We start from the raw sequence: 25,032 nt of genomic DNA on the forward strand, positions 1-25,032 counted from the left end.
TATCCACATGTGATCCCCAAACGAGCAGAAGTCAGAAGCCTGTTATACGAATGGAATGGAACCAAAGAAATCCAAGTGGAAGTAGGAATCAGAAGAGGACTCCCCCAATTCCAAATTTTAGGTTCAGCAACTCTATCCACAAAGGAGTCAAGAGACCGCATCCGTTTGGCTCTGGAGGCTTCTGGTTATCAATTCCCACTAGAAACCATCATCATCAACTTAAAACCCGCTCATATCCCTAAACGGATGGTCTGTTTGGATTTAGCGATTGCTGTGGGAATCTTAATAGCAACGGACCAAATCCAAATTCCCAAAGCTCAGATACTCTTTCTAGGAGGGATTGGATTGGATGGGTCAGTTCTTGGGGGTCAGGAGCTTTTGCCTTACCTTTGGCAAAACCGAGAGTCTACGGAGGTTTTCCTTTGTCTTCCCAAGACCATGCAGAAAGAAAACCTACCAGTGGGCCAGTATTACTTTCTCGACCACCTGGAAGGTCTTCGGAATCTTAAAAATACTTCACCAGATACCCGAGAAGCCCTCACTCCTCCTCCTGATTCCCTAACTTGGGACCAGGTATTTCTTGACCCCTACCAAATGAAGACCTTCCAGGGACTCTTATATTCACTACTTGGCAAACACCATAGTTTATTATTAGGAAGTCCAGGTTCGGGAAAGACAATGCTTCATAGAATGTTGGAATCCTTACTCCCTCCCAAAGAATCAAGAGATCCGAACGACCAAGGAATATGGACTTGGGGTGGAGAATTCGAAATCCCTACCAACAAACGCCCTTTTCGTTCCCCCCACCACTCAGCGACAGAAGTAGGACTTGTGGGTGGAGGTCTTCCCTTCCAACCAGGTGAAATTTCCAAAGCCTATGGAGGAATTCTCTATTTGGATGAAGCATTAGAATTTAAGGATCGCATTTTGGAAAGTTTAAGGATGCCCATGGAAGATTCGTATTTAGAAATTGTTCGGATGAATGAAAAAACAAAACTAAAAACTGACTTCACTTTAATGTTATCTGCAAACCCCTGCCCTTGCGGGAACTATCACAGCAAACAAATTTGCCATTGTTCCTTACAAAAGATTCGGTTGTATTTACAGAAAATTAGTGGTGCGTTTTTAGATAGGATCACCATCTTTCAAACGTTATTCGAAATATCGAATGAAAGATGTATCAAATTAGAAGAATCTAGGATGAAAAAAATTCTTTGGGAACGGTTTGCTTTTCGAAACACAAGAACCGTTCCAGAGGATGAAGAGAAGAAAATTCAGAAAATTTTAGACACAGAATCTCAAACCAAACAATTATCCTTGCGAAAGAAAAAACAAATTATCTCTCTTACAAGAACCATTGCCGATTGGGATCTTTCCTCCCGAACAAAGGAAGTACACATCTGGGAGGCAGTGGAGTATTCTATCGGTTACCAGTGGATTTATAGCCTAGGGTAATTACTTTGAAATAAAATGTGAGATTTCCATCGCAATTTTATTGATCGCATAATCCATATAAGCTGGATCATCTATCTTTTTTTTGTAATTCTCAAATTTCTTCTGAATGGTAGAAGCCATCCCCCGTTTCCGGAGTAATACTGGATCTGGACCAAATTCGTCGGTTTCTGCCAAATTTCCAAAAATACTAAATTGTTTCATGCGGTTACTTCCTTGTAACAATCAAACTCTCATCCTTGAGAGCGTTTTCCCTTATGGGATACATCATCAATCGGCCCGGTACAAAATTCCCTTGATGAAGTATTTAAAAGATTGAAGAATAAAAACGAACTTCCTTTTTTTCAGTGATATGGATCAAATTAAACGAAGGTGTTAGGTGATGGAAAGCGGGAATTTCCTTAAGTAAATAGTAATATACCTTCCGCATTCTCATACGTTTTGTCTCATGAAAGCATTCCAAAGGATGAAATCCGCTACTTTCGGTCCAGGCTTTCACTTCTGAACAATGAAGAAAACCGTCCAGAAAACTGATTATGTCTAATTCACCAAAAGCCTTCCGGTAGTTATGAAAAAGAATGATGTGCCCGGCAGATTCCAAATAAACCTTGGCCAACTCTTCACCGAGGCGACCTCGGTTTATTTTTTCTCGCATCATATCAGATACCAAACCAAAAGGTTGCTTGACCCAATGGCTTTAATAGATTTGTGAAAAGGGAATGGCTTGTTGGATATAGAGATTGAGGTCTTTCATAAGGTCAACGAACTCTAAATGTTTGAGGCGTTTGCCTTCTGGATCTTTTGTCACTCGTACTACGGGACGAAGGGGTTTGTCTTTATTGGATTCAATCACCATACCCATTCTTAGGTCAGAAAGAACCACACCGGATCCTACAGGGAACATAGAAAGTTTATTTAAAAACAGTCTTACCATTTTTAAATCAAATCGGTTCACGTTTTCGCTTATCATAATCTTCATGGCTTCATAGGGAAGAATGGCTTGCCTGTAAGGCCTTGGATGGATCATAGCGGCAAATTGGTCTGCGATCATAAATACTTTTGTCAGCTCTTCTATTTGGTTGGCAAGTATCCTTTGCGGATACCCTGAACCATCCACAGCTTCGTGGTGTTGTAAGGCAACAATCGCAAGAGAGTTTTTTAACTTCAACCGTTGGGTGAGGATTTGGTATCCTGTCACGGGGTGGCGTTTTATGGTTTTAAGATCTAGTTCCGAAAGAGCTCCTTTTTTTTCTGAAACTTCTTCGGGAACAGTCACCATTCCGATATCGGCAAAAAGGGAAGCAAGAGCCAAATCAATGAGTTTGGGTCTTGAAAACTCTAAAAAGTTTCCAAGCATCACGGAGAAAAATGTCGCATAACAGATATGAGTGTATAGATAATAACCGGAATGAGAATGGGATAAAAGTAAAATTGGAATTTGAGCGTTGGCTTTGGTATGATCAGCGATCCGTTCTGCAATTTCCCTAAATTCTCGAATTTCCGTATAACGGCCCTCAGATGCTGATCGATACGTTTTTTGAACCAAGTCAAAACAATCTTTAAAAACTGAGTTAAACTCTACCTTAGTAGTATTTGCTTTTTCTAATAGATACTTAAACCGTGTGGAATTTTCATCATCCTGATAAAAAGGAAGGTTGGTATCGAAGTATCCAGGACCTGTTCCTGTGGAGGATTTGTCCTGCCCGTCCGCGATCACCTTCTCACCATCTGTCAGAACAAAGGTAATCCCAAATTGCACCAAACGGTCTAAGTCTTGTTGGGTGATTGGTTGGTCGGCACCTACAAAAACAGTGTCTTTGTCCAAGTAGATTGACTTAGTAAACTTCGAGCCAGGCTCTAAGTCACGTATGGAGATTTTCCGCATAATTGCGTAAATCTTAGTAAGAAGCTTAGAAACTTCAATTGTTTTTCTTTTGTCTCTCTAAAACGAGGATTCGAAACACTGATGCCACGACTTCATACAATTCTCTTGGAATTTCTTTCCCATTAGGGAGATGATCTAAGGTTTGCACCATCACTTCATCACGAATGACAAGGACGCCTGACTCTTTGGCTACTCGGATCAAAGTTTCTGCAAACATTCCTTCTGCTTTTGCCACCAGTTTTGGTGCGGAGTGAATGTTGGGATCATAAGCAAGGGCAGCCATTTTTCGTTTCATCTATATTCTCCGTTAAAAGATTCTTCCAACCAAGTTTCGATTTGAACCGATCGAATTTGAGGGAAGTCCCGAACAAGACCCACCAGTTGTTTGGAGAATCCTTCTCTTTGTATCGATTGTTCCGTTGTAATCTCAACAAGTATCGGTTTGTCTTTTTCTGGATCATAATGGAATTGGATTCCCATCGCCCCGGTTTCTTTCGATTCCCAAAATACATAAAGAACCAAACCTTTGTTCTTCGGTTCCACAACCATTTGTAAGGACTCTTTTTTATCAGGATGGATGTAGGAAAGAAGATCAGAAAATCCAGATTCTCCGAGTAGATAATTCCAGATGGGTTTTAGATCCGCTATCTCTATGGTGCGAGAATCCGATTGTTTTGCCAACCATTGGGACCAACGAGAAGGATCTTTGGCTTTATGATATCCTTGACCCTCCTTCAAATCCTCTTGCCTTAACAAAAGCAAACGGGAGTTTCTATTTGAATTTTCTGTTTTGGATAACCTTGGATTTTGGAACTCCAGTCCTCTTGAGGTTACCTCAAAGAGGTGATGATTGGAATTTCCAGGACTTATATGCCGTGTCGGTCTTACCAGAGATAAGGGGAGAGAAAGTGGAACAAGTTTAGAAAAGAGAGGGCTCACTCCCTTCTCGTCGGAGAAATTTACAAAAACTCAACCTGTGGATGGGAGAAATTCCAAATTTCAAAAGAGCATTCCTGTGTTCTTCGGTTCCATATCCCTTATGTTTAGCAAACCCATAACCAGGGTATTTTAAATCCATTCGTTCCATATACTCATCGCGGTAGGTTTTGGCAAGGATGGAGGCGGCAGAGATAGAAGGAATCAAATCATCTCCTTTGGGAAGCGAAAGATAACCTTCGATGGGTTTTGTGATTTTGAGTTTATAATTTCCATCGGCAAGAAGATAGAGTTTTTTTTCACCGAGCTCATGGGAACCAGTCGGCAAAGACCGATTCATTCCATAAAAGATTGCTTGGTTGATATTAAATCGATCGATAAAAGCGGCACTGACAAAGCTCACACGAGCATACGATGCGTGGATTAGAATTTCTTTTCGTAGTTCAAGTCGTTTGGGTTCTGGTATTTTTTTGGAATCGCGGAGTCCTTTTAGGATTTCTCCATTTCGGATTTTTTCTAAGGTAGTAAGCGTAAATGAAACACAACCAATGGAGACGGGGCCAGCCAGTGTACCACGACCTGCTTCATCGAGAGAATAACAGGTCAGGTTTGGAATTTGAAATTCAGGAAAGAACGGCCGCTTAACGACCGTTTCAAGAGAGATTATGCGCTAGGTGCTTCGGCAGCTTTTGCTTGTGCAAGAGCGGCTTTAGAAGCCTCGTCCTGTCTCTTTTTATCTTTGGCAACGATCGCTTGACCGCCTTTTCTTTCTTTGATACGTCCTGCTTTTCCTTTTTTATCACGGAGATAGAAAAGTTTTGCACGACGAACGGCTCCTTTACGAACAAGTTCAATCTTCGCAATGCGTGGGCTATGAAGTGGGAAAATTCTTTCCACTCCGATATCATAAGATACACGTCTTACAGTAAACGTTTTGCTTTGTGATTTGTTAGCAATAGAGATCACAACACCTTCGTAAACCTGAACCCGCTCTTTACCAGATTCAACGATTTTGTAGTGAACTTTTACAGTATCACCGATTTCGAAATTAAGTTCGTTTCTTGCTTCGCCTGCGAGTGCTGTTTCTAGAATCTGATTCATGGCTTCCTCTAAGAATGATTTCTTGTTTTGCGGTTTTTTAGCCGCCATTTCCGGATCTCTTCATGATGGCCACCTATGAGCACATCAGGAACAGTCCAACCCATAAAATCATAGGGTTTTGTATACTGGGGGTATTCTAATTCTTCTGTTTCGTTGTGCGACTCTTCGAGAAGGCTTTCTTCTTTTCCTAAAAACCCCGGAACAAACCGAGAAAGGCAATCCGCAACAACGAGAGCAGCTAAATCCCCCGATGAAATAACATAGTTTCCAATGGCCACTTCCCTGTCAATTAAATGCTCTGTGACACGATGGTCGACCCCTTCATAATACCCGGAAATAAAGGTCAAAGTCTCTGAAGACTCATAAATCTCTCGAGCGAGAGTTTGGTTGAAAAGTTCCCCCGATGGACTGAGGAGAATCACCTTTCCTTTGTTTTCTCCAAGGGATTCTAAAGCCCTGTAGATGGGTCCTACTTGCAAAAGCATACCTGGACCACCACCGTAGATGGTGTCGTCTACCTTTTGGTGTTTGTTGTCGGCAAATTCTCGCAAATGTACTGTATTGATTTCTACAACCCCTTGTTTGACCGCTTTGCCCGGAATTCCAGTTTCAAAATAGGATGTGATTTTTTCTGGGAAAAGGGTAATGAAATTAAACTTCAAACCACTGCTCCCAGTGAATGATTTCTAAAGTTTTGGAATCTAAATTCCAATCTCCGACAAATCGGTTGAGAAAAGGGATAAGAACCGTTTCGCCCTCACCCGATTCGGGTTTTAATTCCAAAATGGGATGGGCCGGATTGTCGATCACTTGCGTGATAATGTAATTTAGAGAAGTATTTGTTTCTTTGGAGATGGCAAGAAGTCCCACCAAGTCCTCAGTATAGATTTCGCCATCGTTGGCCTTAGGGAGTTCTTCCCTTTTCCATAACAAAGAAAACCCTCGGTATTTGACGACTGCCTCGGGCGTGTCATACCCTTTTAGTTTCAAAAGGAAATGATTTCCGTTCTGTTTGATTTCTTCGATTTGAATGGTAGACTGGTTTCCGCGAGGATCTTCCACGGTGCAGGTGAGCGGAGCTTTGACGGAAAGTAAGGTGTCACCTTCTGTGAACAGTTTGATGAGCCCTTTGATTCCATGTGAGGATCCGATGACCCCCACTTTCACTAAACTTGGTTTAGTCGACAATTTCTAAAGTATAGTTTTTACCTTGTTTGGTTCCGGCTGCTTGTAAAACAGTACGCAAAGATTTTGCAATCCTTCCGTTCTTTCCGATCACCTTCCCGAGGTCTTTTGCGGCTACCCGAAGTTCGATCACTGTTTCTTCCTCTCCGGGCACTTGGTTGACTGCCACTTGTTCAGGTTGGTCAACGAGAGATGTAACGATATAACGAACTAAGGATTCCATGTATCAATTAACCTTTGAATTTTGCCCAAACGTCGTCTTTTTTCAAAAGAGCAAGAACTGTATCAGTAGGTTGCGCGCCTTTTTTTAACCAAGAAATAGTTTTTTCTTCATTGAAAGTCGCTTTTTTCACAGATGAAGTCGATGGGTGGAAATGCCCAATCGCTTCAATGAACTTTCCGTCACGTGGAGCACGGATGTCAGCTGCAACGATGCGATAGTGCGGGTCTGCTTTTGTTCCCGTTCTTTGTAATCTTAATTTAACCAAGGAAAAATACCCCTTTTATAGCGAGTTTTTTGAATCGGGACGATCTGTCAAGAGCGAGTTCTAGCACTTGCAGCGAGTTCCTTTAATTTTTTGCCCTGTGCATTCGGATCTCCTGTTTTATAGAGACCAGAACCCACAACCGTGATGTCCACACCGAGTTTTGCTAGTTCTTCCATATTGGATTCATTCACTCCCCCATCTACTTCCAATTCAATATTGTAAGGTTTGGTGAGTTTACGAACTGCGGCAATTTTCTCAAATCCTGATTTTACAAAGGATTGTCCATAAAAACCGGGATCAACAGTCATGAGTAAAACGAGATCCAGATAAGGAAGGATTTGCGAAATAGACTCTGGTGGAGTTTGGGGATTAAGAGAAACTCCTACCTTGATTCCTGCCTTTCGGATCTCTTCTGCGAGTCTCACCGAGAAGTTCGTGGTTTCAATATGGAAGGTAATACAATAGGGATTTAGGTCAAAGTATTTAGGAACATGGAGTTCTGGATTACTGACCATGAGATGCACATCGAGTGGGATTTGGGTATGGGACTTCACTTCTTTGGTAAAGGCCTCCCCAAAAGAAATTTGTGGCACAAAGTTTCCGTCCATCACATCGATATGGATCAGATCAATATTTTCCTGTTTATAAGTGGGTAACTCCGATGAGAGTCCCGTAAGTTTTGCCGCGAGGATTGAAGCTGAGATTTTCATCTTAATAAGTTCCTTTGAGTTTCCAAACTTTTGCTACGCCAGTTTCCTTTCCGATTAGTGTCACCTTAACGTTTCCTGCTCGGTGGATGAGAAAACGAACTGGTTCGTCTTCTTTCAAACTTTGGTTTGTTAGGATTTCTTTTTCCACTTCTGTATCTTCCCCCGGTTTTGTATAACTAACTTTCGCTGAGTAAAGATCATCATCATCCACTTCATAGGTAAGAAATTCATAATCTTGGACGAGAGACTCGGATGGTTTTAAAAAAAATGCTCCCACTTCGGCCCCTGTAGGTTTTAATTCAAAAGAAGAAACAAGACCATGAGATTCGCGAAACTCTGGTTTGGTGGCTTCTTTCAAAAGGTATGGAATCTTTTTTCTCTGTAAATAATCGATTACAAAAGGAACTGGAGTGCCGACAAACTTTGTCGAATCATTCGGTTCATTGGCCGATTGGTTGGATTTTTTTTCAGGATTTGCTTCAGTAACGAGTAGATAGATTTTTTCGCCGGAATGAGTTTCTTTTCCTGGAGCAGGAATTTGGTCAATGACAGTGTCTGCAGGTTCATCCCCCACAGCAGGAACATAAGTGATCCCACCAACTTGCAGGGGAACATACACTTCCCCAGAAAGTACTTTTTCTAAAATGCCTCGGGCACGTTTTAGATCCTGACCTTTCACATCGGGGATTGTGACTCGATCAAATCCAATATTGACAGTGAGATAAAGTTTAGATCCCGCTTCCACTTCCTTACCAGGATCGATGGATTGAGAAAGAATGATCCCATCTGTTTTTTCAGGAATGCGTTGGGTTTCCAACCGAACTTTGAGTTGGAGTCTTTGGAGTTCATTATGAACCTCAATGTAGTTTTTTCCTATCACATAAGGCATCATTACCTTTTGTTCTTCTTTGGTTCGAACCACTACCACAAGAAAGGCTGCCACAAAAAAAACAAGGAGCCCTAAACCAACAAATAGAACATAACCACTGTAAGGTAGAATTTTCAGAAACTTTTCTTTCACGTAAATGATTCTCCGGCTAAAACCCGCGCCCCATTGAAAAACTCAAATCCTTTCATGGGTTTTTTACCTTCGGGTTGTAAGGTATCTATACCAAGCAGGTTTCCGTCTCCACAGAGGCAGAAAAGCCTTTTTTTCTGGTATAGGAAAAAGGAACCGTAGGTTAGCCCTTCCGGAATGGGTATGGGTTCTGGTTCGGAATCCGGCAAAAATGAGGAAACAAGGATGAGTTTTTTCCCTCGAAACTCTGTCACAGCCAATGGATCAGGATAGAGGGCACGGATTCGGTTGTGGATTTTCCTCGCAGGTTCTGTCCATAAAACGGGCCTGTCCGCCCCCGTGATCTTTTTGCAATGGGTGGCTTGCATTCCATCTTGCGGCTGGGATTTCCACCCGGTTTCTGTGGATTCCAATTGCTTTAGAAGGCGGATGAGTTCTGTAGCCCCTTCTTTAGTAATCAATGCCAATAGAGAAGCTGTGGTTTCCAATGGACCCACCTGCCACGATTTCTGCGAGATGATATCTCCTGAATCCACTTCCTTGGCTAAAAACTGAATCGTAAATCCGGAACTTTCCTCTCCACTTAAGAGAAAACTTTGAACAGGAGAGGCTCCACGGTATTTGGGTAGGAGACTTCCATGAAGATTGATGCTACCAAATTTTGGGTCTTGGAATACCACTTCAGGAACTATGGAACCATAGGCATAAACAATGTGAACGGGAGATCCAAAAGCTAAAATTTGTTTCTGAGCCTCTTCATCGGTTCTTAGTTTTTGGGATTGGATGACAGGAATTCCTTTGGCCAGAGCCAATTCCTTTACGGGTGTGGGTGTGATGGTTTGTTTTCGACCCACAGGTTTGTCGATGTTGGTGACAACAAAATCAACTTGGATTCCCGCATCGATTAAAAGAGATAACAATTCTTTTGAGTGTTCGGGGGATCCAAAATATCCGATCGAAAGTTTCATTGTTTTTTCCTATTATACTAATTCCAGAGGATCCAAATCATATTCAATATAACATTTGGAATCGACTTTAAATTTTGATTTGGTATCTCGCAAAAGATTTCGTAAGGTAGCGATTGATTTTGATTTTAACAAAATATGATACCTAAAGTTATTATCAATTTTGTAAAAGGGACATTGACTTGGTCCAAGAAGAATTACTGATTCATCGATCCCTTCTTTTAAGTTTTCCGCATACAAAACAGATTGTTTGTTGGCAATATCTTCATATTTGGATCGAAAAACTAGTCTCGCCAAACGAGAGAAAGGTGGATAAAACAAATCTCTTCTAAAAGTTAGTTCCCATTCAAAAAAAGCAGGATAGTTCTGTTCCATTGCCATCTTTAGGACAGGGTGTTCTGGATCATTGGATTGGATGAGAACCTCTCCCCGTTTCTCTCCTCTTCCTGCCCTTCCCGCCACTTGAGAAATAAGAGAATATGTCCTTTCACTGCTACGAAAGTCAGGAACCCCAAGTCCATGGTTGGCGTTCAGAATTCCCACAAGAGTGACGTTTGCATAATCCAAACCTTTGGCGATCATCTGGGTTCCGGTGAGAATATCCAAATTACCTTCGCCTAACTTCTCCAAAACGTTCCGAGTTACCTCTTTGTTTTTGGAACTATCCTGATCCAACCTTTCAATCCGAGCTTTTGGAAAATGAGAGAGCAAATACTCTTCTAACTTTTGTGTTCCCGCACCAAAAAGATCCAAGTCTTCTCCATGAAGGGCTTTTAGACTTTGTAAGGTGGATTTATAACCACAGAGATGGCACCTAACGGTCTTATCAGAATGATAACAAAGAGTAGCTGTACATTTAGGACAATGGATGAATTCTTTTGTGGTAGTGGAATAAATGAAGGGATTGTAACCGCGCCTGTTCAAGAGAATGATGGTCTGTTCTTCTTTTTTCAATCGGTCTGCAATTTTAAACTGTAAGTCCCCCGAAAGAAGGTCTGAGTCTTCTTTTTTATCGGTAATTTCCACAGAAGGAAGGGAGGCTTGCGGATTGGCTCTTTCTTTCAGTTCCGAATACCCAATTTGACCTGCTTTGGCAAGGTAATAGATCTCTACACTTGGAGTCGCAGAACCTAACAATAGTTTTCCGCCAGTTTTTCCAATTCGTTGTAAGGCAACCTGGCGGACATGATACCGAGGAGAGCCATGTTCTTTGTAAGAAGCGTCATGTTCTTCATCTAAAATGATAAGAGAAATATTGGACAAAGGTGCAAAAACGGCAGAACGAGTTCCGATACAAATCCGTTTTTTTCCGTCCTTCAAATCCAAGTAGTTTTGGAACTTTTCTGAGGTACGTAAATGCGAATGAAGGACTGCCACTTGTCCGGGGAAAATTTTTTCTATCCTTGCGATAGTGGGATAGGTTAAAGAAATCTCCGGTACAAGAAAAATCACAGATCCTTTGGGTTTACTTAAAACCTCCGCCATAAGATGCATATAGACTTCGGTTTTCCCGCTGCCTGTAATTCCATACAGTAAATGGGTTTGCGATTTCGTATTAGCTTTGATTTCTTCTAGGGCTTTTGCCTGGGATCTGTTTAAGGGATGTAATAATTCAGAATGAATTTGGATTGGAGTTGGGTTTTGTTTTTTTCTTTTTTTCCCTTTGGGAACCATAAGAAACAAAGCCTCACCGAGCGAAGATAAATAAGTATCAGCCATCCACTGAGCCAAGTCCAATTGGTCTTCTGTAAGCACTGGTTCGGAATCAACGGCCTTGAGTATAGATAGGGTTTCGTAATTAGGTTCATTCGAATGGATTTCGGTCACGACTCCTTCCCATTCCTTTCCATTGAGAAGCACAATTACGCGGATTCCTCGATCTAGACTTCCTATCCCTTGCGGGATTTCATAGGTCAGTGTTTTACTTTCCCAAGAAAGGTTTAAAGCAACTTCCGCGTATTGGATCATACTAGATATAAGGTTTGAGTAGAGTTAGATGGGAGATAAAACTTTCTTCCAATTCTTGTTTTTCTTTTCCATATTGAAAGAGATTGGATTCCGAATCAGTCTTTTTAGCCTTTTCTCCTAGAAAAACAAGGGCTTCGGGAGATCTTGTGGTGACAATAGGAATGGAAAGTCCTGATAAATCCCAGTTGATCTGTTTGCCGAGAAGTTCTTTTGCCTTTTCAGCTCCAAACAAAAGTTTTGCGGAAGATCCTAGGACCACAATCATTTTGATTCCGTATTCCTCTACTGTGTCCTTAACATGGAATTTACAATTTTCCACTCTTGATGTCCAATCTGTATCTTTAGAATCAATATGGGAAAATGTACATGCAGGATATTCTTGGTAAAAAAACTCTTCAAAAGAAAATCCAAACACTTTCTTAACTAGTTCTCCCCAACTATTTTCGGTTAGTTTGTCCTTAAAAATTTGATTCGGTTTTGTTTTGGTAAATGGTTTTTCTTTTGGATTTGTGGCGCCAGTATAATGGAGGATTAGGATCGGTTTTCGGCCTTTGTGTAGAAACTGACGCACTCCACTGAGTTTCCCTTGGCAAAACGTACAAGAAAAATTCACCAGATCCTTATTCTTTCTTTGGTTTTCCTTTTGTTGCTTTTTCTGAATTTCAATCGATTCGGGAATTTTTGACTTCCACAGAAAGACAAAATCGTTCGGATCCTGTTCCTCTTGAAATTGATAAACAGAAACAGCCTTGTTTTGAAGTAAAAATTTAGCTTCTGTTAGAATGTCTGTAAATCGTGTTAAGATTGATTTTTGATCCATACTAACCTTCGTTCAATTGTTCCACGGAAATATTTAAGGAACGTAATTTTCGATATAAATGTGTGCGTTCAATACCTAAGGCTTTGGAAGTTCTAGTCACATTCCCTTCGCAAATTTGTAATGTTTTAATGATGTATTGGCGTTCAAATTCTTCTTTCGCATGTTTTAAATCCCCTCGGGCCACCATTTCATTGGCCTTTTTGAATCCATGCAAAGCCTCCTTTACATCCTTTGCCCGGATCGTGTCCCCTGGAACTAGAATACTCAACCTTTCTAAAATATTTCCAAGTTCCCTTACGTTTCCCGGCCAAAAATGAGTGGTGAGAGCATCAAGTCCTTCCCGATCAATGGTTTTGGGTGGAAGTTTGTTTTCGGCAATGGACTTCTTTAAATAGTGTTCAGCAAGCAAGGGGATGTCTTGGTTTCTTTCTCGAAGGGGAGGCAGTTCCATGGGAATCACACTTAATGCATAATACAAATCTTCTCGAAACCTACCTTCCCGGATAGCTTCTTCCACATTGGAATTCGTGGCAGCAATGATCCGAACATCCACTGCGATAGATTCCTTCCCACCAACACGGTCTACCCTCTGTTCGATGATTGCCTTTAAAACTTTGGATTGTACAGCAGGAGTTAAATCACAAATTTCATCTAAAAATAACGTTCCATTCTGTGCTTCCTCCCATCTTCCAATTTTAATTTCATTGGGATCACCTCCACCAGAACTCTCCGAGCCAAATAACTCTTGTTCTAAGATTTCTTCTGAATATTCTGCACAATTAAATTCAATATAAGGTTCATTTTTTCGTTTGGAGTTTTGATGGATTGCCCTTGCGGTTAATTCCTTTCCAGTCCCGTTTTCACCAAAAATAAAGACACGAGCATTGGTTTGTGCGGCTTGGAAAATGGCAAACTTTACCCTTTGTATAGAAGAAGATTCGCCTAAAATTTCATCCACTTCCAACTTAAATTCAGGAATTTCGGTATCTTTTGTTTTTTCCAAAGCAGCTTCAATCGTTTGGATCACTTTCTCAATAGAAAGTGGTTTTTCTAGAAAATCAACAGCACCTTTTTTTGTGGCATTCACGGCAAGTTCTATGGTTCCGTGACCAGAAATCATTACGATTGGTAATCCTGGATACAGTTTTTTACATTCACCTAAAATGGTAAGCCCATCTTCTTTTCCCACCCATACGTCTAATAACACAAGGGATGGTCTATCTTTTGCTAAAGCTTTTAGTAAAGCTTTCCCATTGGCAAAATCTTCCACCGAATAGTCTTCATCCTCTAAAATCACACGTAAGGACTTACGAATTTCGGTTTCGTCATCTAAAATATATATTAACTTTTGCATCAGTGACTATCCAAAGGAAGTTCAATCCTAAATTTACAACCACCTAACTTAGAATTCTCTACGGAAATATGACCATGATGGTCAATGATTGTTTTTTGAACAATGGCAAGCCCAATTCCTGATCCATGTTTTTCTTTAGTAGAAAAATAAGGTTCAAATATTTTTTCCGTCCATTCTTGTTTGAGTCCAGGCCCCGAGTCGTCAATTTCGATTACAATCGATTTGCGAAGAGCTTTCTTTTGTAATTTGGACATGATTCTGATTTTTTTTCGTTTGAGACTTAGGATATCCATTTCCTCTTTAGAGTTTTCTGTTGATTGAATCGCCTCAACAGCATTTTTGATTAAGTTATTAATCACACCCAAAAACAGTCGTTTATCCAAAAAAACTTCAGGTAGATTTTCTGAAAGTTTCAACTCAAACTCAATATCAGTTGTATCTTTAAAAAGAGCTACAGCCTCTTCCAAAATTGGATTTAAGTTTTGGTTGATGAGAACAGGAACTGGCATCCGAGCAAATTCACTAAATTCTTTTACTAGATGTTCCAAGACACGAACCTGCCCTATGATGGTTTCAGTCGCATCAAAGATAACCGATTCCAAATTTTCTGATTTGGGGTTTTGAAATTTACGTTGGATTCTCTGAGCGGACAACTGAATCGGCGTTAGAGGGTTTTTGATTTCATGAGCCATACGTTGTGCCACTTCTTTCCAAGCGGCAATTCTTTGCGTATGCATAAGCTCTTCTGACTTAGCGTCTAAATCACTAACCATTTGATTAAAACTATCGATAAGAATTCCCATTTCTCCTTCTTCTGTTTTTTCTAAACGAATGTCAGATTCCCCCAGAGAAACTTTTTTGGTTGCATTTGCCAAATTGATAATGGGGCGAGAAATTCTACGGGCAAATAAAAAAGAAAATAATATCGCGATAAGAAACATTGCAAAAGAAAAAGAAGCAATGGTTATGCGAACACTGAAAGGAATTTTTTCTTTCCATAAACTTACTTTTTCATAAGTGGAAGTGGCATTTATAATATTTTGAACATCACTTTCCAGACCCTGGTGAATTCTTTGGCCCACATAAACTTCTGTCCCATGTTCTAAAGGAAACCTACAAAGGATATAAGATCTGTCATTTAAATACAATCGACTGACAAAAATTCCAGGCCGTTTCGATTCTAAAAACTCTAAGCCTTCTATATTTCGAAACAAACCTCTCGATTCAAAACTTAGTTTTCCTGATTCCGCAAAACCTAAATAGTATTCATTCTTTTCAAAGAGCCCATTTTCGACTCCCTTCTGAAAAACGGTGTACCCATCAGTTTTCTGTCCCTGTAATCTCGATCGCAAAAAAATTACTTTTTCAATAAACTCAGCCTCTATTTCATTCTCTTCATTTTGAATGATTAAATTTGCGGAACGCAGAGCATTGGAAATATCGACACGGTAAAAACCTTCAATCAGCCTTCCTGTAAGATTAGAGGAAAGAATAAAAATAGGTAGCGAAGGCACAAGGGCCACAAATAAAAAAGCAAGTGTTAGTCGATAACGAATAGAACTACGAATTTTACCTGTTTCTCTGTTTCGTCTATTACGATAAACATAACTTAAGATTAAAGAAAGGATAAAGAAAGGAATGAGGATAAATACATAAGTATCTAATTTAGAGAAAAAGGAAATGTCTTCTTCTTGCCGAAAAAAAACTAATTCTGAAAACCCAACAGAAACTCCTAAGGTAAGAAAAAAGATAAAAATATCGCGTAAATAATATCTGTTTTCATCAGACAACCTAGGGAGGATCTTAAAGATTCTAAGTGGCATTGGTTTCAAAATTTCGACCAACCAAATCTTCTAAAGCAAGAAGTGCCTCCTCTTCTCGTTTTCCATCAGCTTTTACCGAAAAAACGCTTCCAGGTCCCAAGGCTAACATCATAAGTCCCATAATGGATTTTCCATTCACCTCAATGTCATCTTTGACTACGAATATTTCACAGGGGAAACTTGCTGCCACCTTAACGAATAATGAGGCAGGTCTTGCGTGAAGTCCACTACTGTCTTCTCTAATCTTTAATTGGATTTGTTTCAATGGAACTCTGTTGGATATAGGTATTTAGTTTATTCGAAAATTCTTTTGCGCTATTTTTTCCCATTTTTCGCAAACGTTGGTTCATTGCCGCTGTTTCTACAATGATGGGAATATTCCTTCCGGGTTTGACAGGAATTTCGATATAAGGAACAGAGACACCAAGGATTTCTTCCATACTTTGTTCGATTCCTGTCCTTTCATATTCTCCAGAGGTTTGTTCTTCCCATTCCTTTAAATTAATTATAAGTTCAATGAGTTTATGATCGCGCACAGAGCCTACACCAAACAAATCTTTGATATTTAAAATCCCAAGCCCTCGAATTTCCATATGATGACGAAGTAAATCAGAACAAGAGCCAATCAAATAACTTTCACTAAGTCGTCGTATCTCAACCATATCGTCAGCCACAAGCCTATGTCCTCGTTCAATGAGTTCGAGTGCTGTTTCACTTTTACCAACACCGGAGCGACCGGTGAGTAAAGTTCCAATCCCAAAAACTTCAATGAGAACTCCGTGGCGCATGGTTCGAGGTGCCAGAGCTCTATCTAAAATTTGAGAGATAAGAGTGATAAAACGATGAGTTGCAATCTCTGTTTTAAAAAGCGGGATCCCTTTGGATTTTGCTCTTTCTACAAAAGGAATTTGTGGTTCATTGCCATGCGTATAAATAATACAATTTAAATGGAATTCGAAGAATTTATCTGTAATTTCCTGAAGTTTATCTTCAGAGAGAGAATTGAGATAGGCCCATTCTCCCTTCCCCAAAATTTGGATGCGGTCATTCGCAAAAAAATCAAAAAAACCCGTAAGGGAAAGTCCGGGACGATTGATTTCTGCATTATTGATGCGATTAGAAAGACCGGCTTCCCCGGTGACCAAAACTAATTGTAGATCTTCATGATCTCGTAAAATCGTGTCAACAGTGATCCCAGGAACTGGCATTGGTTTACCCCTTTAGAGAACTAATCCGTTTTCTTTCGTTAGAAGGAAGGATTCTTAAAACCTTTCTATACTTTGCAACCGTCCGACGGGCAATTTCAATTCCTTTTTTCTCCATAAGCTCAACGATGTCTTGGTCTGACAAAGGATTGTTTTCATCTTCGTCTTTGACCAGATTACGAATGATTTCATGGATTTTTTTTGAGCTCTCTTTTCCACCCTCGGAGGATTTAACCCCTGAAGAAAAAAACCACTTCAACTCAAATATACCCCAAGTGGTTTGAATGTATTTATTTGTTGTTATGCGAGAAATTGTAGATTCATGTAAATTCAACTTTTCGGCCACTTCTTTTAAAGTGAGAGGTTTGATAAACCCAATCCCTCCCCGAAAAAAATCCACCTGAAAATCAATGATACAACTTACAACACGTTGTAAAGTTTGTCTTCTTTGTTGGATGGAACGAATAAGCCACTGAGCCGAACTGTATTTGGTTTGAAAATATTCTTTCTCTTTTGGGGGCAGTTTATGATTGAGTAGCTCGCGGTATTCTTCTTGGATCGATAATTTTGGTAACCATTCATCGTTAATAAAAATGTTAAATTCACTACCCACTTCTTTCACAACGACGTCCGCCACTACATAATCCACCTTCCTTCCTTGGTAAGTAGTCGCGGGATAGGGCTCTAATTTCTTAATGAGTCTTGCTAAAGTTAAAATTTCTTCTTCTGTGATTTTGAGATTTTTTGCGATTTTTTTATAATCTACTTTTTCTAAGTCTGACAAAAATTCGCCGATCAGTTGGTGTAAAAGTGTATTGTCCGGAAAAAGGATTTTCCCTTGGATGAGAAGTGTTTCCTGCATATCCTTCGCACCAATCCCAATGGGATCTAGTTCATTCACCACTTGCAAAACTCGTCTTACTTTGGCTTCGGGATACCCCATTTCCTTAGAAACGATGGCCAAATCATCGGTAATAAATCCTTTATCGTCAATCATACTGATAAGGACTTCTCCGATTTCAAACTCCAACTTGGTGAGTTTGATGAGTCGAAGTTGATTTAACAAATGTTCTTCTAAAGTTTCGCCGCGCGTAGACGACTCAATGTATTTTTGGTTTCTGTCACTGGCTTCGGTATCATAAGACCTTGGTCCTTCTAAAGAATAGGAATCTTGCCAATTGACATCGGTACTTTTTTCGTGATTTAATTTCTCTAACCGTTTTACTTCATCGATAGAGAAAAGTTCTGGCATTTTGGTTTTTTCATCCACACCCACTTCATCTAAAAGTGGATTTTCTAAAAGTTCATTTTGAATTTTATCAGAAAGTTCTAATGTAGATAAAGACAAGAGTTCAATGGACTGGCGTAAGTCCTGGGTCATCACTAATTTTTGCGTTTGGCGTTGTGAAAGTGAAGCCCCGAGTTTCATTTATAGTTTAAAATCCTCACCCAAGTAAATTCGTCTTGTTTCTGGATCGTTAATTAAATCATCGGCAGTTCCTGAAATCAGAATCCGGCCACTATACATGATATAAGCTCTGTCAGTAATCTTTAATGTTTCTCGCACATTGTGGTCAGTGATCAAAATGCCAAGCCCTCTATCCTTTAAAGATTGGATTACATTTTGAATGTCCTTAACCGCAATGGGATCCACACCAGCAAAAGGTTCATCCAAAAGAATAAAATCTGGATTGGTCACAAGGGCTCTTGCAATTTCACAGCGCCTTCTTTCTCCCCCAGAAAGTGTATATCCCTTTTGGTTGGCCACTCGCATAATTTGTAACTCCATAAGGAGTTCATCCCGACGACGAATGATTTCATCTCCAGGAAGATTCATCGTTTCCAAAATGGCTTCTAAGTTTTCAGCAACAGTAAGTTTACGAAAGATACTTGCTTCTTGAGCTAAATACCCAACACCCATCCTGGCTCGAATGTGCATGGGAGCTTTGGTAAGGTCTTCGTTATCAATAAAAACATGACCTTCGTCCGGTGTCACAAAACCCACACTCATATAAAAGCTAGTTGTTTTTCCAGCGCCATTGGGACCAAGAAGACCTACAATTTCGCCTTTTTGAATATAAAAACTTACACCATCCACAACCTTACGTTTGTTATAGACTTTAACTAAGTTTTCCATCCGGAATGTTTTTACATTTGGATCTATTTCTCGTTTTAAAGTTTGAGTTTTACTTTTTTTCGTCATTCGGTATAACCTTAAGCCCATCAGTTAAATAGGCTCTGTCCGATTTGGGAAAGAGTATGATCTTTCCTGCTGAAACTTTGGTGTTGTTTTTAACAAGAGTCGGATTCCCTTCTAAAACCAATTCATCTCGCTTTTCGTAATAAGTTGCATATTCACCGGTAGCGGTAGCAGTTTGGGTTTCTACTTGAACATCCCCTCGGGCTACGGTTTCAAAACGTTCATCAAATCGTTCCAAAAAAACCGAAGTCAGTTGTCCTCTTTCCTTTAATTCCTTTTTATCCAAAAAGACAATCCGAGGATTTTCTGTTAGATAAGAGTAACCTTTTTCTTTATCATAGGAAAGTAACCCACCTTCCATTCGATAAGCATTTTCACGATCCAAATAACTAACATTTCCAGTGGCTTTGATGTCTTTATTATTGCGACGACTCTCTAATAGATCCGCTTTAAACTCTGAACTTTTTCTGTACATAAAAGCATCCCCATTCATAGAGGTAATCGTCTCTTTTCCTTTATTCTGATGAGTCAAAGTTTTCCCTGTAAATAAGGTCACTACACGTTCTTTGGTTGTGGTATCTTTTTCTTTATCTTTTTTGTTTTCGTAAGATACTTGGTAGATGGTAGCATCCCCATCCAATTGGATACTTCCTTCTTTGACAAAGTAGGAAAGTGTTTTACCAATCAAAAATCGATTTTCAGAAAACAAAAATGGTTCTCCTACCAGGTCAATTCGATCTTCTTTTTCTGAAAAAACCGCATCCTCACCAAACACCTGAAACTCGTCGGATGTCACAACCACCTTACCTGCTAAAGTTGTTTTTGCTTCTTCCAGATACCGAACAATGGATTGGCATTGGATTTTAACTACCTTACCATCTTTTTTTTGTGTAAGGATCGGGTTGTTGTCCAAACTGACCGTCCCTGCCATTTTATTATAAATTCCTTTAGTCGCAGTTAAAGTAACTCCATTTTGAAAGTCTTCAACGATTACCTGACCTTTTAGATTTCCGATTAAAGCATCCTCACCAATGATTTCAATTTCTCTGGCACTGAGTTTGATGGTTTTATGCATAATATAAGCACCGCCACCTAAAATAAAAACCTTCATAGGAATTCCATTGATGGTTCGTTCTTCTTGAGTAAGAGAACTTCCTCCCCAAAGGACTGGAATTTTATCCTTATTCTCTTTTTTTTTGTTCTCTGTAAAGGTCGGATTTTCTTTCTTTAATAGATCTTCTGATCCATATAACACTGGTATAGGTGATGGATTTGCGTGTAGGAAAGAAACAATAAAAAACAGAATTAGAATTTGTTTTTTCATTGTTTATCCTTTAGAGGGTTACTACCGCCCACGGTCACTGCTTTCGGTTGGATGATGGTAAATTTATTCAAACTTTTATCAGCACGAAGTCCTTTCCCGCGGATTGTAGTTCCATCAGAGTATACGAGCACGTCCTCTTCGGAAGAAAGTGTTTTTTCATCCAAATTATAGGTTAAGGATTCGGATTCGATGAATTTTCCATCGTTGGTCTTTAATCTTACTTTTCCACTCAGAACGACAGTTTTCGTAGAGTGATTGATCTCTCCTCGGTCTCCCGTCATGGCAGAAGTTACGTTTCCCTTTTCATATTGTTTGAATTCAAAACCGTAAACAATGGTTTTGTTGTCTTTAGGAAATATATACGATTCGTCCCCTTTCAATTTCCACTCCAATTCCCCAAATTCTTTGTAAGACGATCGGGAGAAATTACGCATGGAAACCATAGAGCCTGATTCTTTTTCCACTTCAATGCGAAGGTATTCCTTATCTTTGCAATGGATCATTGCCAAAACAAAGAATAAAATCAGTACCCTTCGCATCATATAAGTATCTTAGTCCTCTAAAAATTTGGTTTTTACCAAACGATCCAATTCCAAAAGTTGAGTTAAAAGGCCTCTGGCTTTTGCCAAAGGAAATTGTGTGGTAGCATCTGAAAGTGCCTTTTCTGGATCTGGATGGACTTCCATAAAGAGTCCTTCGACACCAACTGAAACGGCCCCACGTACCATATGAGGAATGAATTCACGAACTCCACCAGTGATGTTTCCCGCAGCTCCTGGAAGTTGTGCAGAATGAGTTGCGTCAAACACAATGGGAATTCCATGTTTGTGCATCATCGGAATTCCGCGAAGGTCAAATACAAGATTGCCGTATCCGAAGCTTGCACCTCTTTCCGTTACCATATATTTTTCCGATCCTGACTCTTGGATTTTTGTTTTGATATGACGGGTGTCATCCGGGGCCATAAACTGACCCTTTTTTACATTCACCCATTTACCCGTTTCTGCTGCCTTTGCAATAAGGTCTGTTTGGCGACTTAAGAAAGCAGGGATTTGAAAGATATCTACTGTATCCTTCAATGGATCCACTTGAATGGTTTCATGGATGTCCGTGAGAACAGGAACATTATACTTGTTTTTGATAAAATCGAGAAGTTTTCTTCCTTCTTCTAAACCAGGGCCTCGGTAAGAATTGATTGAAGAACGATTGGCCTTATCAAAAGAAGATTTGAAAATATATACAATTCCTAAATCATCACAGATGGCTTTCATCTCTCCACAAACCCTGTCGAGTAGGTCTTTGTTTTCCATCACACAAGGTCCGGAAATGAGAAAAAAAGGATTACGCCCCCCGATTTTTTTACCGAAAAATTCTCTTTCTTCAATTAAATCGTACATCTTAATCCTCCGTTTTCTTCGCTAATTTGGATGCTGCTTTAATAAAACCTGCAAAAAGTGGATGCGGGTCCGTAGGTTTGGATTGAAATTCGGGATGAAACTGAACTCCAACAAACCAAGGATGGGTTGCCACTTCCACAATTTCCGCCAAACTTCCATCAGGTGAAAATCCAGTAAGATTCATTCCTTTCTTTTCAAAATCATCTTTGTAACGTAGAGTGAATTCGAACCGATGTCTATGTCGTTCGGATATCCTTTCTGATTTGTATTCCGAATAAGCAAGACTTCCTTTTTTGACTACACAAGGATAAGCACCCAGTCTCATCGTTCCGCCCATACGTTCGATTTCCTTTTGTTCTTCGATCATGGAAATCACAGGATAATTTACATTCGGTTTAAATTCGGTAGAATTTGCATCCTTGAACCCAAGAACGTTCCTTGCAAATTCAATCACAGCGCACTGCATTCCAAGACAAATTCCAAAGAAAGGAATTTGTTTGGTTCTTGCATACTGGATCGCTGCAATTTTTCCTTCGATCCCACGTTCTCCAAATCCACCAGGAACCAAAATTCCATGAACGCCCTTTAGGTGTTCTTTAACATTTTTAGGATCAATATCTTCTGGATTTATTTTGATTACGCTCACTTCTACATCGTTAGCAATTCCACCATGAGCCAAAGACTCATATACAGAACGATAGGCATCTTGAAGTGAAATATATTTTCCAATTAACGCTACTTTTACGGTCTTTTTCGTGTTACGAATTTTTTTGACCATATTCTCCCACTGGGAAAAATTAAGTTTGCGAAGGTCCATTCCTAAAGCATTCAAAACTACTTCATCTAATTTATCTTCCCGATACATCAGAGGAATTTCATAGATGGAGGTCGTAATATCCACAGCAGAAATTACATTTTGTTCTTTTACGTTACAAAAGAGGGAAATTTTATTTTTCATCTCTTTGGACATAGGTTTATTGATACGGCAAATTAAAATATCTGGCTGGATTCCAAGTGCCAAAAGTTCTTTTACTGAATGTTGTGTGGGTTTCGTTTTAGCTTCCCCAGCTGCAGTGATCGTTGGGACAAGTGTTAGGTGCAAGAACAAAACCTGACTAGCACCATGTTCATACCGCATTTGGCGGATGGCTTCTAAAAAGGGAACAGACTCGATGTCACCTACAGTTCCGCCAATTTCAACAATGACAAAGTCAGTTTCTTGATCGCGCGTTAGGTTATAAATTCGGCTTCGAATTTCATTGGTGATATGCGGTACAACCTGTACGGTTCTTCCTAAATAATCACCCTTTCTTTCTCTTTCAATTACAGCGTGATAGATTTGGCCAGTGGATACCGAATTTTTACGCGAAAATTTAGACTTCGTAAATCGTTCGTAGTATCCTAAATCAAGATCGGTTTCGGCACCGTCTTCAGTCACATACACTTCCCCGTGTTGGTACGGACTCATAGTCCCTGGGTCTATGTTGATGTAAGGATCCATTTTTTGTAAAGAGACGGTATAACCTCTAGCTTCTAACAAACAGCCGAGAGCTGCCACGGTAACGCCTTTTCCTAAGGAAGAGGATACGCCACCGGTAATAAAAATATATCTGGTCTTGGACAAAATGGACCTCAAAAAAGAATGTTTTTTACAGACTGGTGGGATTTGGGTCCAAAATCAATACGTTTAGGAAGGAGATTTGGCTTTTTCTAAAATCTTGGTTGTGGATTTTCCTAGAACGAAAGGTAAAATTTGAATATCCGCTCCCATCTCTTTTAAAATCTGGTATTCCGGCAGGGTTTCCACTTGGTAGTCTCCTCCTTTGGAATGAACGGATGGTTTTACTTTTTTAATGATTTCTAAGGGTGTATCTTCGGCAAAGGAAGATACGAAATCTACTGCAGAAAGGGCAGCAAGCACTAACATCCTGTCTTCACAAGAATTGATGGGTCTCGATTCCCCTTTCAATCGCCTAACACTGGCATCAGAATTAACACCAATCCATAAAAAATCCCCCAAATCTCTTGCTTGAGAAAGGTAAGTCACGTGCCCTGGATGTAAAATATCAAAACAGCCATTGGTAAATACAATGCGTTTGCCTTCTAAATCCTTTCTTTTGGATTCAATCTGGTCAAATGAGATGATTTTAGAATGAAGATTCGAATAAAAACTCATGATTCCACTTCCAAATAACCTAAAACCTGGAGTGCTTCTTCAATTTCATTTTGAGTGACAGTTGCAGCACCTAACTTACCTACAACGATACCCGCACTGACGTTGGAAATAAGGGCGGCATCGGCAATCTGCATTCCCGTAGCAACAAAAGCAGTGTAAGTAGTAATGACGGTATCCCCTGCCCCCGTCACATCAAATACTTCTTTGGCAACGGTAGGAATATGATAAAAGGAATTTGTTTTCCTTTCGTAAATGGACATTCCTTTTTCGCCCCTAGTGATCATCATCGCATCGGGTGTGAGTTTTTCCGAGATTTCCCGACAAGCGGTTTCAATTTCAAGATCACTCGTGAGTTTTCGTCCCAGAGCTTTTCCTGCTTCGTGGTGGTTTGGAGTCATGATATGGATATTTTTGTATAAGAAAAAATGGCTTACTTGCGGATCCACTGTCACAATTTTATTTTCCCTGTTACAAAGGGCGATGACAGATTGAATGAGTGAAGGTGTTAAATACCCTTTGTCGTAATCGGAAAGAATGACTGCCGCACATTCCTTTAGTTTAATTTCAAATTGTAGGAGGATGGATTTTTCTTCTTCAGCGGTGAGGGCCACAACTTCTTCTCGGTCCACCCGACAAATCTGTTGGTGAGAGGCAATGATTCTTGTTTTTAGAATGGTTGGTAAAGTTTTGGATTTTAATAACACTAAATCTTGCGTTGCAACCGAATTTGCGAGTAAATGTCCTTCCAGAGAATCACCAGCTTTGTCCAAACCAATCCTTCCAAAAACCACACCAGAAACACCGATGGAAGAAAGGTTCTGAACCACATTCCCCGATCCACCTAAGGATTGTTTTTCGTTTCGAACCCAGACCACAGGAACTGGAGCTTCCGGAGAAATCCTTTCCACAGAGCCTATCAAATACTCATCTAAAATCAAATCTCCGATCACAAGCACTTTGATTTTGCCTAAATCTTCAAAAGATTTACGAAGTGAAGTTTTCTTTATTTTCAACAAAGCCAGATC

29 protein-coding genes are annotated in these 25,032 nt (G+C 39.9%); 1 reads left to right on the forward strand and 28 read right to left on the reverse strand.

Going from position 1 to position 25,032, the window contains the following annotated elements:
* The first annotated feature begins 9 nt into the window (after window positions 1-9).
* The gene (locus JWG40_RS01350; RefSeq protein WP_205284093.1) at window positions 10-1,455 is read left to right on the forward strand and encodes an ATP-binding protein; all 1,446 of its coding nucleotides are present in this window, start codon (window positions 10-12) and stop codon (window positions 1,453-1,455) included.
* On the opposite strand, the gene JWG40_RS01355 is transcribed toward JWG40_RS01350, so the two are convergent.
* The 28 genes from JWG40_RS01355 to rfaE1 form a co-directional block, all read right to left on the reverse strand.
* A complete protein-coding gene (locus JWG40_RS01355; RefSeq protein ID WP_039937918.1) occupies window positions 1,456-1,656 on the reverse strand; it encodes a hypothetical protein in 201 nt (66 codons plus the stop codon).
* 103 nt (window positions 1,657-1,759) lie between these two features.
* On the reverse strand, window positions 1,760-2,107 hold the full coding sequence (locus JWG40_RS01360) for a YraN family protein (RefSeq protein ID WP_205284296.1): 348 nt from the start codon (window positions 2,105-2,107) through the stop codon (window positions 1,760-1,762).
* A gap of 42 nt (window positions 2,108-2,149) precedes the next feature.
* Entirely contained in the window at window positions 2,150-3,337 is a 1,188-nt protein-coding gene (locus JWG40_RS01365) for an HD-GYP domain-containing protein (RefSeq protein WP_205284094.1), read from the reverse strand.
* A gap of 34 nt (window positions 3,338-3,371) precedes the next feature.
* Complete coding sequence (locus JWG40_RS01370; RefSeq protein ID WP_205284095.1) at window positions 3,372-3,632, reverse strand: EscU/YscU/HrcU family type III secretion system export apparatus switch protein; 261 nt, start codon at window positions 3,630-3,632, stop codon at window positions 3,372-3,374.
* Entirely contained in the window at window positions 3,629-4,075 is a 447-nt protein-coding gene (locus JWG40_RS01375; protein WP_232369100.1) for a hypothetical protein, read from the reverse strand. Before JWG40_RS01375 ends, JWG40_RS01370 begins: the two co-directional genes overlap by 4 nt.
* Window positions 4,076-4,256: 181 nt before the next feature.
* Window positions 4,257-4,940 (reverse strand): ribonuclease HII, encoded by a 684-nt coding sequence (locus JWG40_RS01380; RefSeq protein WP_332470262.1) that lies wholly within the window; start codon window positions 4,938-4,940, stop codon window positions 4,257-4,259.
* A complete protein-coding gene (gene rplS / locus JWG40_RS01385; RefSeq protein WP_205284298.1) occupies window positions 4,937-5,374 on the reverse strand; it encodes a 50S ribosomal protein L19 in 438 nt (145 codons plus the stop codon). Before rplS ends, JWG40_RS01380 begins: the two co-directional genes overlap by 4 nt.
* Before the next feature lie 8 nt (window positions 5,375-5,382).
* Window positions 5,383-6,036: a tRNA (guanosine(37)-N1)-methyltransferase TrmD gene (gene trmD, locus JWG40_RS01390; RefSeq protein WP_205284097.1), complete on the reverse strand. Its 654-nt coding sequence runs from the start codon at window positions 6,034-6,036 to the stop codon at window positions 5,383-5,385.
* Entirely contained in the window at window positions 6,026-6,562 is a 537-nt protein-coding gene (rimM, locus tag JWG40_RS01395; RefSeq protein WP_232369101.1) for a ribosome maturation factor RimM, read from the reverse strand. The genes trmD and rimM overlap by 11 nt, the downstream gene beginning before the upstream one ends.
* A complete protein-coding gene (locus JWG40_RS01400; RefSeq protein ID WP_002974362.1) occupies window positions 6,552-6,782 on the reverse strand; it encodes a KH domain-containing protein in 231 nt (76 codons plus the stop codon). Before JWG40_RS01400 ends, rimM begins: the two co-directional genes overlap by 11 nt.
* 7 nt (window positions 6,783-6,789) lie before the next feature.
* Window positions 6,790-7,047, reverse strand: a complete 258-nt coding sequence (rpsP, locus tag JWG40_RS01405) for a 30S ribosomal protein S16 (protein ID WP_002987273.1) — start codon at window positions 7,045-7,047, stop codon at window positions 6,790-6,792.
* A 47-nt stretch (window positions 7,048-7,094) separates the two neighbouring features.
* A complete protein-coding gene (rpe, locus tag JWG40_RS01410) occupies window positions 7,095-7,757 on the reverse strand; it encodes a ribulose-phosphate 3-epimerase (RefSeq protein WP_205284098.1) in 663 nt (220 codons plus the stop codon).
* Between the two features lies 1 nt (window position 7,758).
* On the reverse strand, window positions 7,759-8,778 hold the full coding sequence (locus JWG40_RS01415) for a PASTA domain-containing protein (protein ID WP_205284099.1): 1,020 nt from the start codon (window positions 8,776-8,778) through the stop codon (window positions 7,759-7,761).
* A complete protein-coding gene (fmt, locus tag JWG40_RS01420) occupies window positions 8,775-9,743 on the reverse strand; it encodes a methionyl-tRNA formyltransferase (protein WP_205284100.1) in 969 nt (322 codons plus the stop codon). Before fmt ends, JWG40_RS01415 begins: the two co-directional genes overlap by 4 nt.
* 12 nt (window positions 9,744-9,755) lie before the next feature.
* Window positions 9,756-11,708: a replication restart helicase PriA gene (priA, locus tag JWG40_RS01425; RefSeq protein ID WP_205284101.1), complete on the reverse strand. Its 1,953-nt coding sequence runs from the start codon at window positions 11,706-11,708 to the stop codon at window positions 9,756-9,758.
* 1 nt (window position 11,709) lies between these two features.
* Window positions 11,710-12,528 (reverse strand): hypothetical protein, encoded by an 819-nt coding sequence (locus JWG40_RS01430; protein WP_205284102.1) that lies wholly within the window; start codon window positions 12,526-12,528, stop codon window positions 11,710-11,712.
* Between the two features lies 1 nt (window position 12,529).
* On the reverse strand, window positions 12,530-13,882 hold the full coding sequence (locus JWG40_RS01435) for a sigma-54-dependent transcriptional regulator (RefSeq protein ID WP_205284103.1): 1,353 nt from the start codon (window positions 13,880-13,882) through the stop codon (window positions 12,530-12,532).
* Window positions 13,882-15,705 carry an LIC_11548 family sensor histidine kinase gene (locus JWG40_RS01440; RefSeq protein WP_205284104.1) on the reverse strand — a complete coding sequence of 608 codons (1,824 nt, stop codon included), beginning with the start codon at window positions 15,703-15,705 and terminating at the stop codon, window positions 13,882-13,884. Before JWG40_RS01440 ends, JWG40_RS01435 begins: the two co-directional genes overlap by 1 nt.
* The gene (locus tag JWG40_RS01445) at window positions 15,695-15,970 is read right to left on the reverse strand and encodes an HPr family phosphocarrier protein (RefSeq protein WP_205284105.1); all 276 of its coding nucleotides are present in this window, start codon (window positions 15,968-15,970) and stop codon (window positions 15,695-15,697) included. The genes JWG40_RS01440 and JWG40_RS01445 overlap by 11 nt, the downstream gene beginning before the upstream one ends.
* Window positions 15,945-16,913, reverse strand: a complete 969-nt coding sequence (gene hprK, locus JWG40_RS01450; protein ID WP_205284106.1) for an HPr(Ser) kinase/phosphatase — start codon at window positions 16,911-16,913, stop codon at window positions 15,945-15,947. Before hprK ends, JWG40_RS01445 begins: the two co-directional genes overlap by 26 nt.
* 4 nt (window positions 16,914-16,917) lie before the next feature.
* On the reverse strand, window positions 16,918-18,339 hold the full coding sequence (gene rpoN / locus JWG40_RS01455; RefSeq protein ID WP_205284107.1) for an RNA polymerase factor sigma-54: 1,422 nt from the start codon (window positions 18,337-18,339) through the stop codon (window positions 16,918-16,920).
* Window positions 18,340-19,047 (reverse strand): LPS export ABC transporter ATP-binding protein, encoded by a 708-nt coding sequence (lptB, locus tag JWG40_RS01460; RefSeq protein WP_205284300.1) that lies wholly within the window; start codon window positions 19,045-19,047, stop codon window positions 18,340-18,342.
* A 49-nt stretch (window positions 19,048-19,096) separates the two neighbouring features.
* On the reverse strand, window positions 19,097-20,434 hold the full coding sequence (locus JWG40_RS01465) for an LptA/OstA family protein (protein ID WP_205284108.1): 1,338 nt from the start codon (window positions 20,432-20,434) through the stop codon (window positions 19,097-19,099).
* Window positions 20,431-20,976 carry an LPS export ABC transporter periplasmic protein LptC gene (gene lptC / locus JWG40_RS01470; RefSeq protein ID WP_205284109.1) on the reverse strand — a complete coding sequence of 182 codons (546 nt, stop codon included), beginning with the start codon at window positions 20,974-20,976 and terminating at the stop codon, window positions 20,431-20,433. Before lptC ends, JWG40_RS01465 begins: the two co-directional genes overlap by 4 nt.
* Before the next feature lie 9 nt (window positions 20,977-20,985).
* Window positions 20,986-21,831 carry a 3-deoxy-8-phosphooctulonate synthase gene (gene kdsA, locus JWG40_RS01475; RefSeq protein WP_135580382.1) on the reverse strand — a complete coding sequence of 282 codons (846 nt, stop codon included), beginning with the start codon at window positions 21,829-21,831 and terminating at the stop codon, window positions 20,986-20,988.
* Between the two features lies 1 nt (window position 21,832).
* Entirely contained in the window at window positions 21,833-23,455 is a 1,623-nt protein-coding gene (locus tag JWG40_RS01480; protein ID WP_205284110.1) for a CTP synthase, read from the reverse strand.
* A 63-nt stretch (window positions 23,456-23,518) separates the two neighbouring features.
* Window positions 23,519-24,007, reverse strand: coding sequence for a D-glycero-beta-D-manno-heptose 1-phosphate adenylyltransferase (rfaE2, locus tag JWG40_RS01485; RefSeq protein ID WP_205284111.1), 489 nt, complete (start codon window positions 24,005-24,007; stop codon window positions 23,519-23,521).
* Complete coding sequence (rfaE1, locus tag JWG40_RS01490; protein ID WP_205284112.1) at window positions 24,004-25,020, reverse strand: D-glycero-beta-D-manno-heptose-7-phosphate kinase; 1,017 nt, start codon at window positions 25,018-25,020, stop codon at window positions 24,004-24,006. Before rfaE1 ends, rfaE2 begins: the two co-directional genes overlap by 4 nt.
* Between the last annotated feature and the right edge of the window lie 12 nt (window positions 25,021-25,032).

The organism is Leptospira abararensis (genome assembly GCF_016918735.1).
GTDB lineage: Bacteria > Spirochaetota > Leptospiria > Leptospirales > Leptospiraceae > Leptospira_A > Leptospira_A abararensis.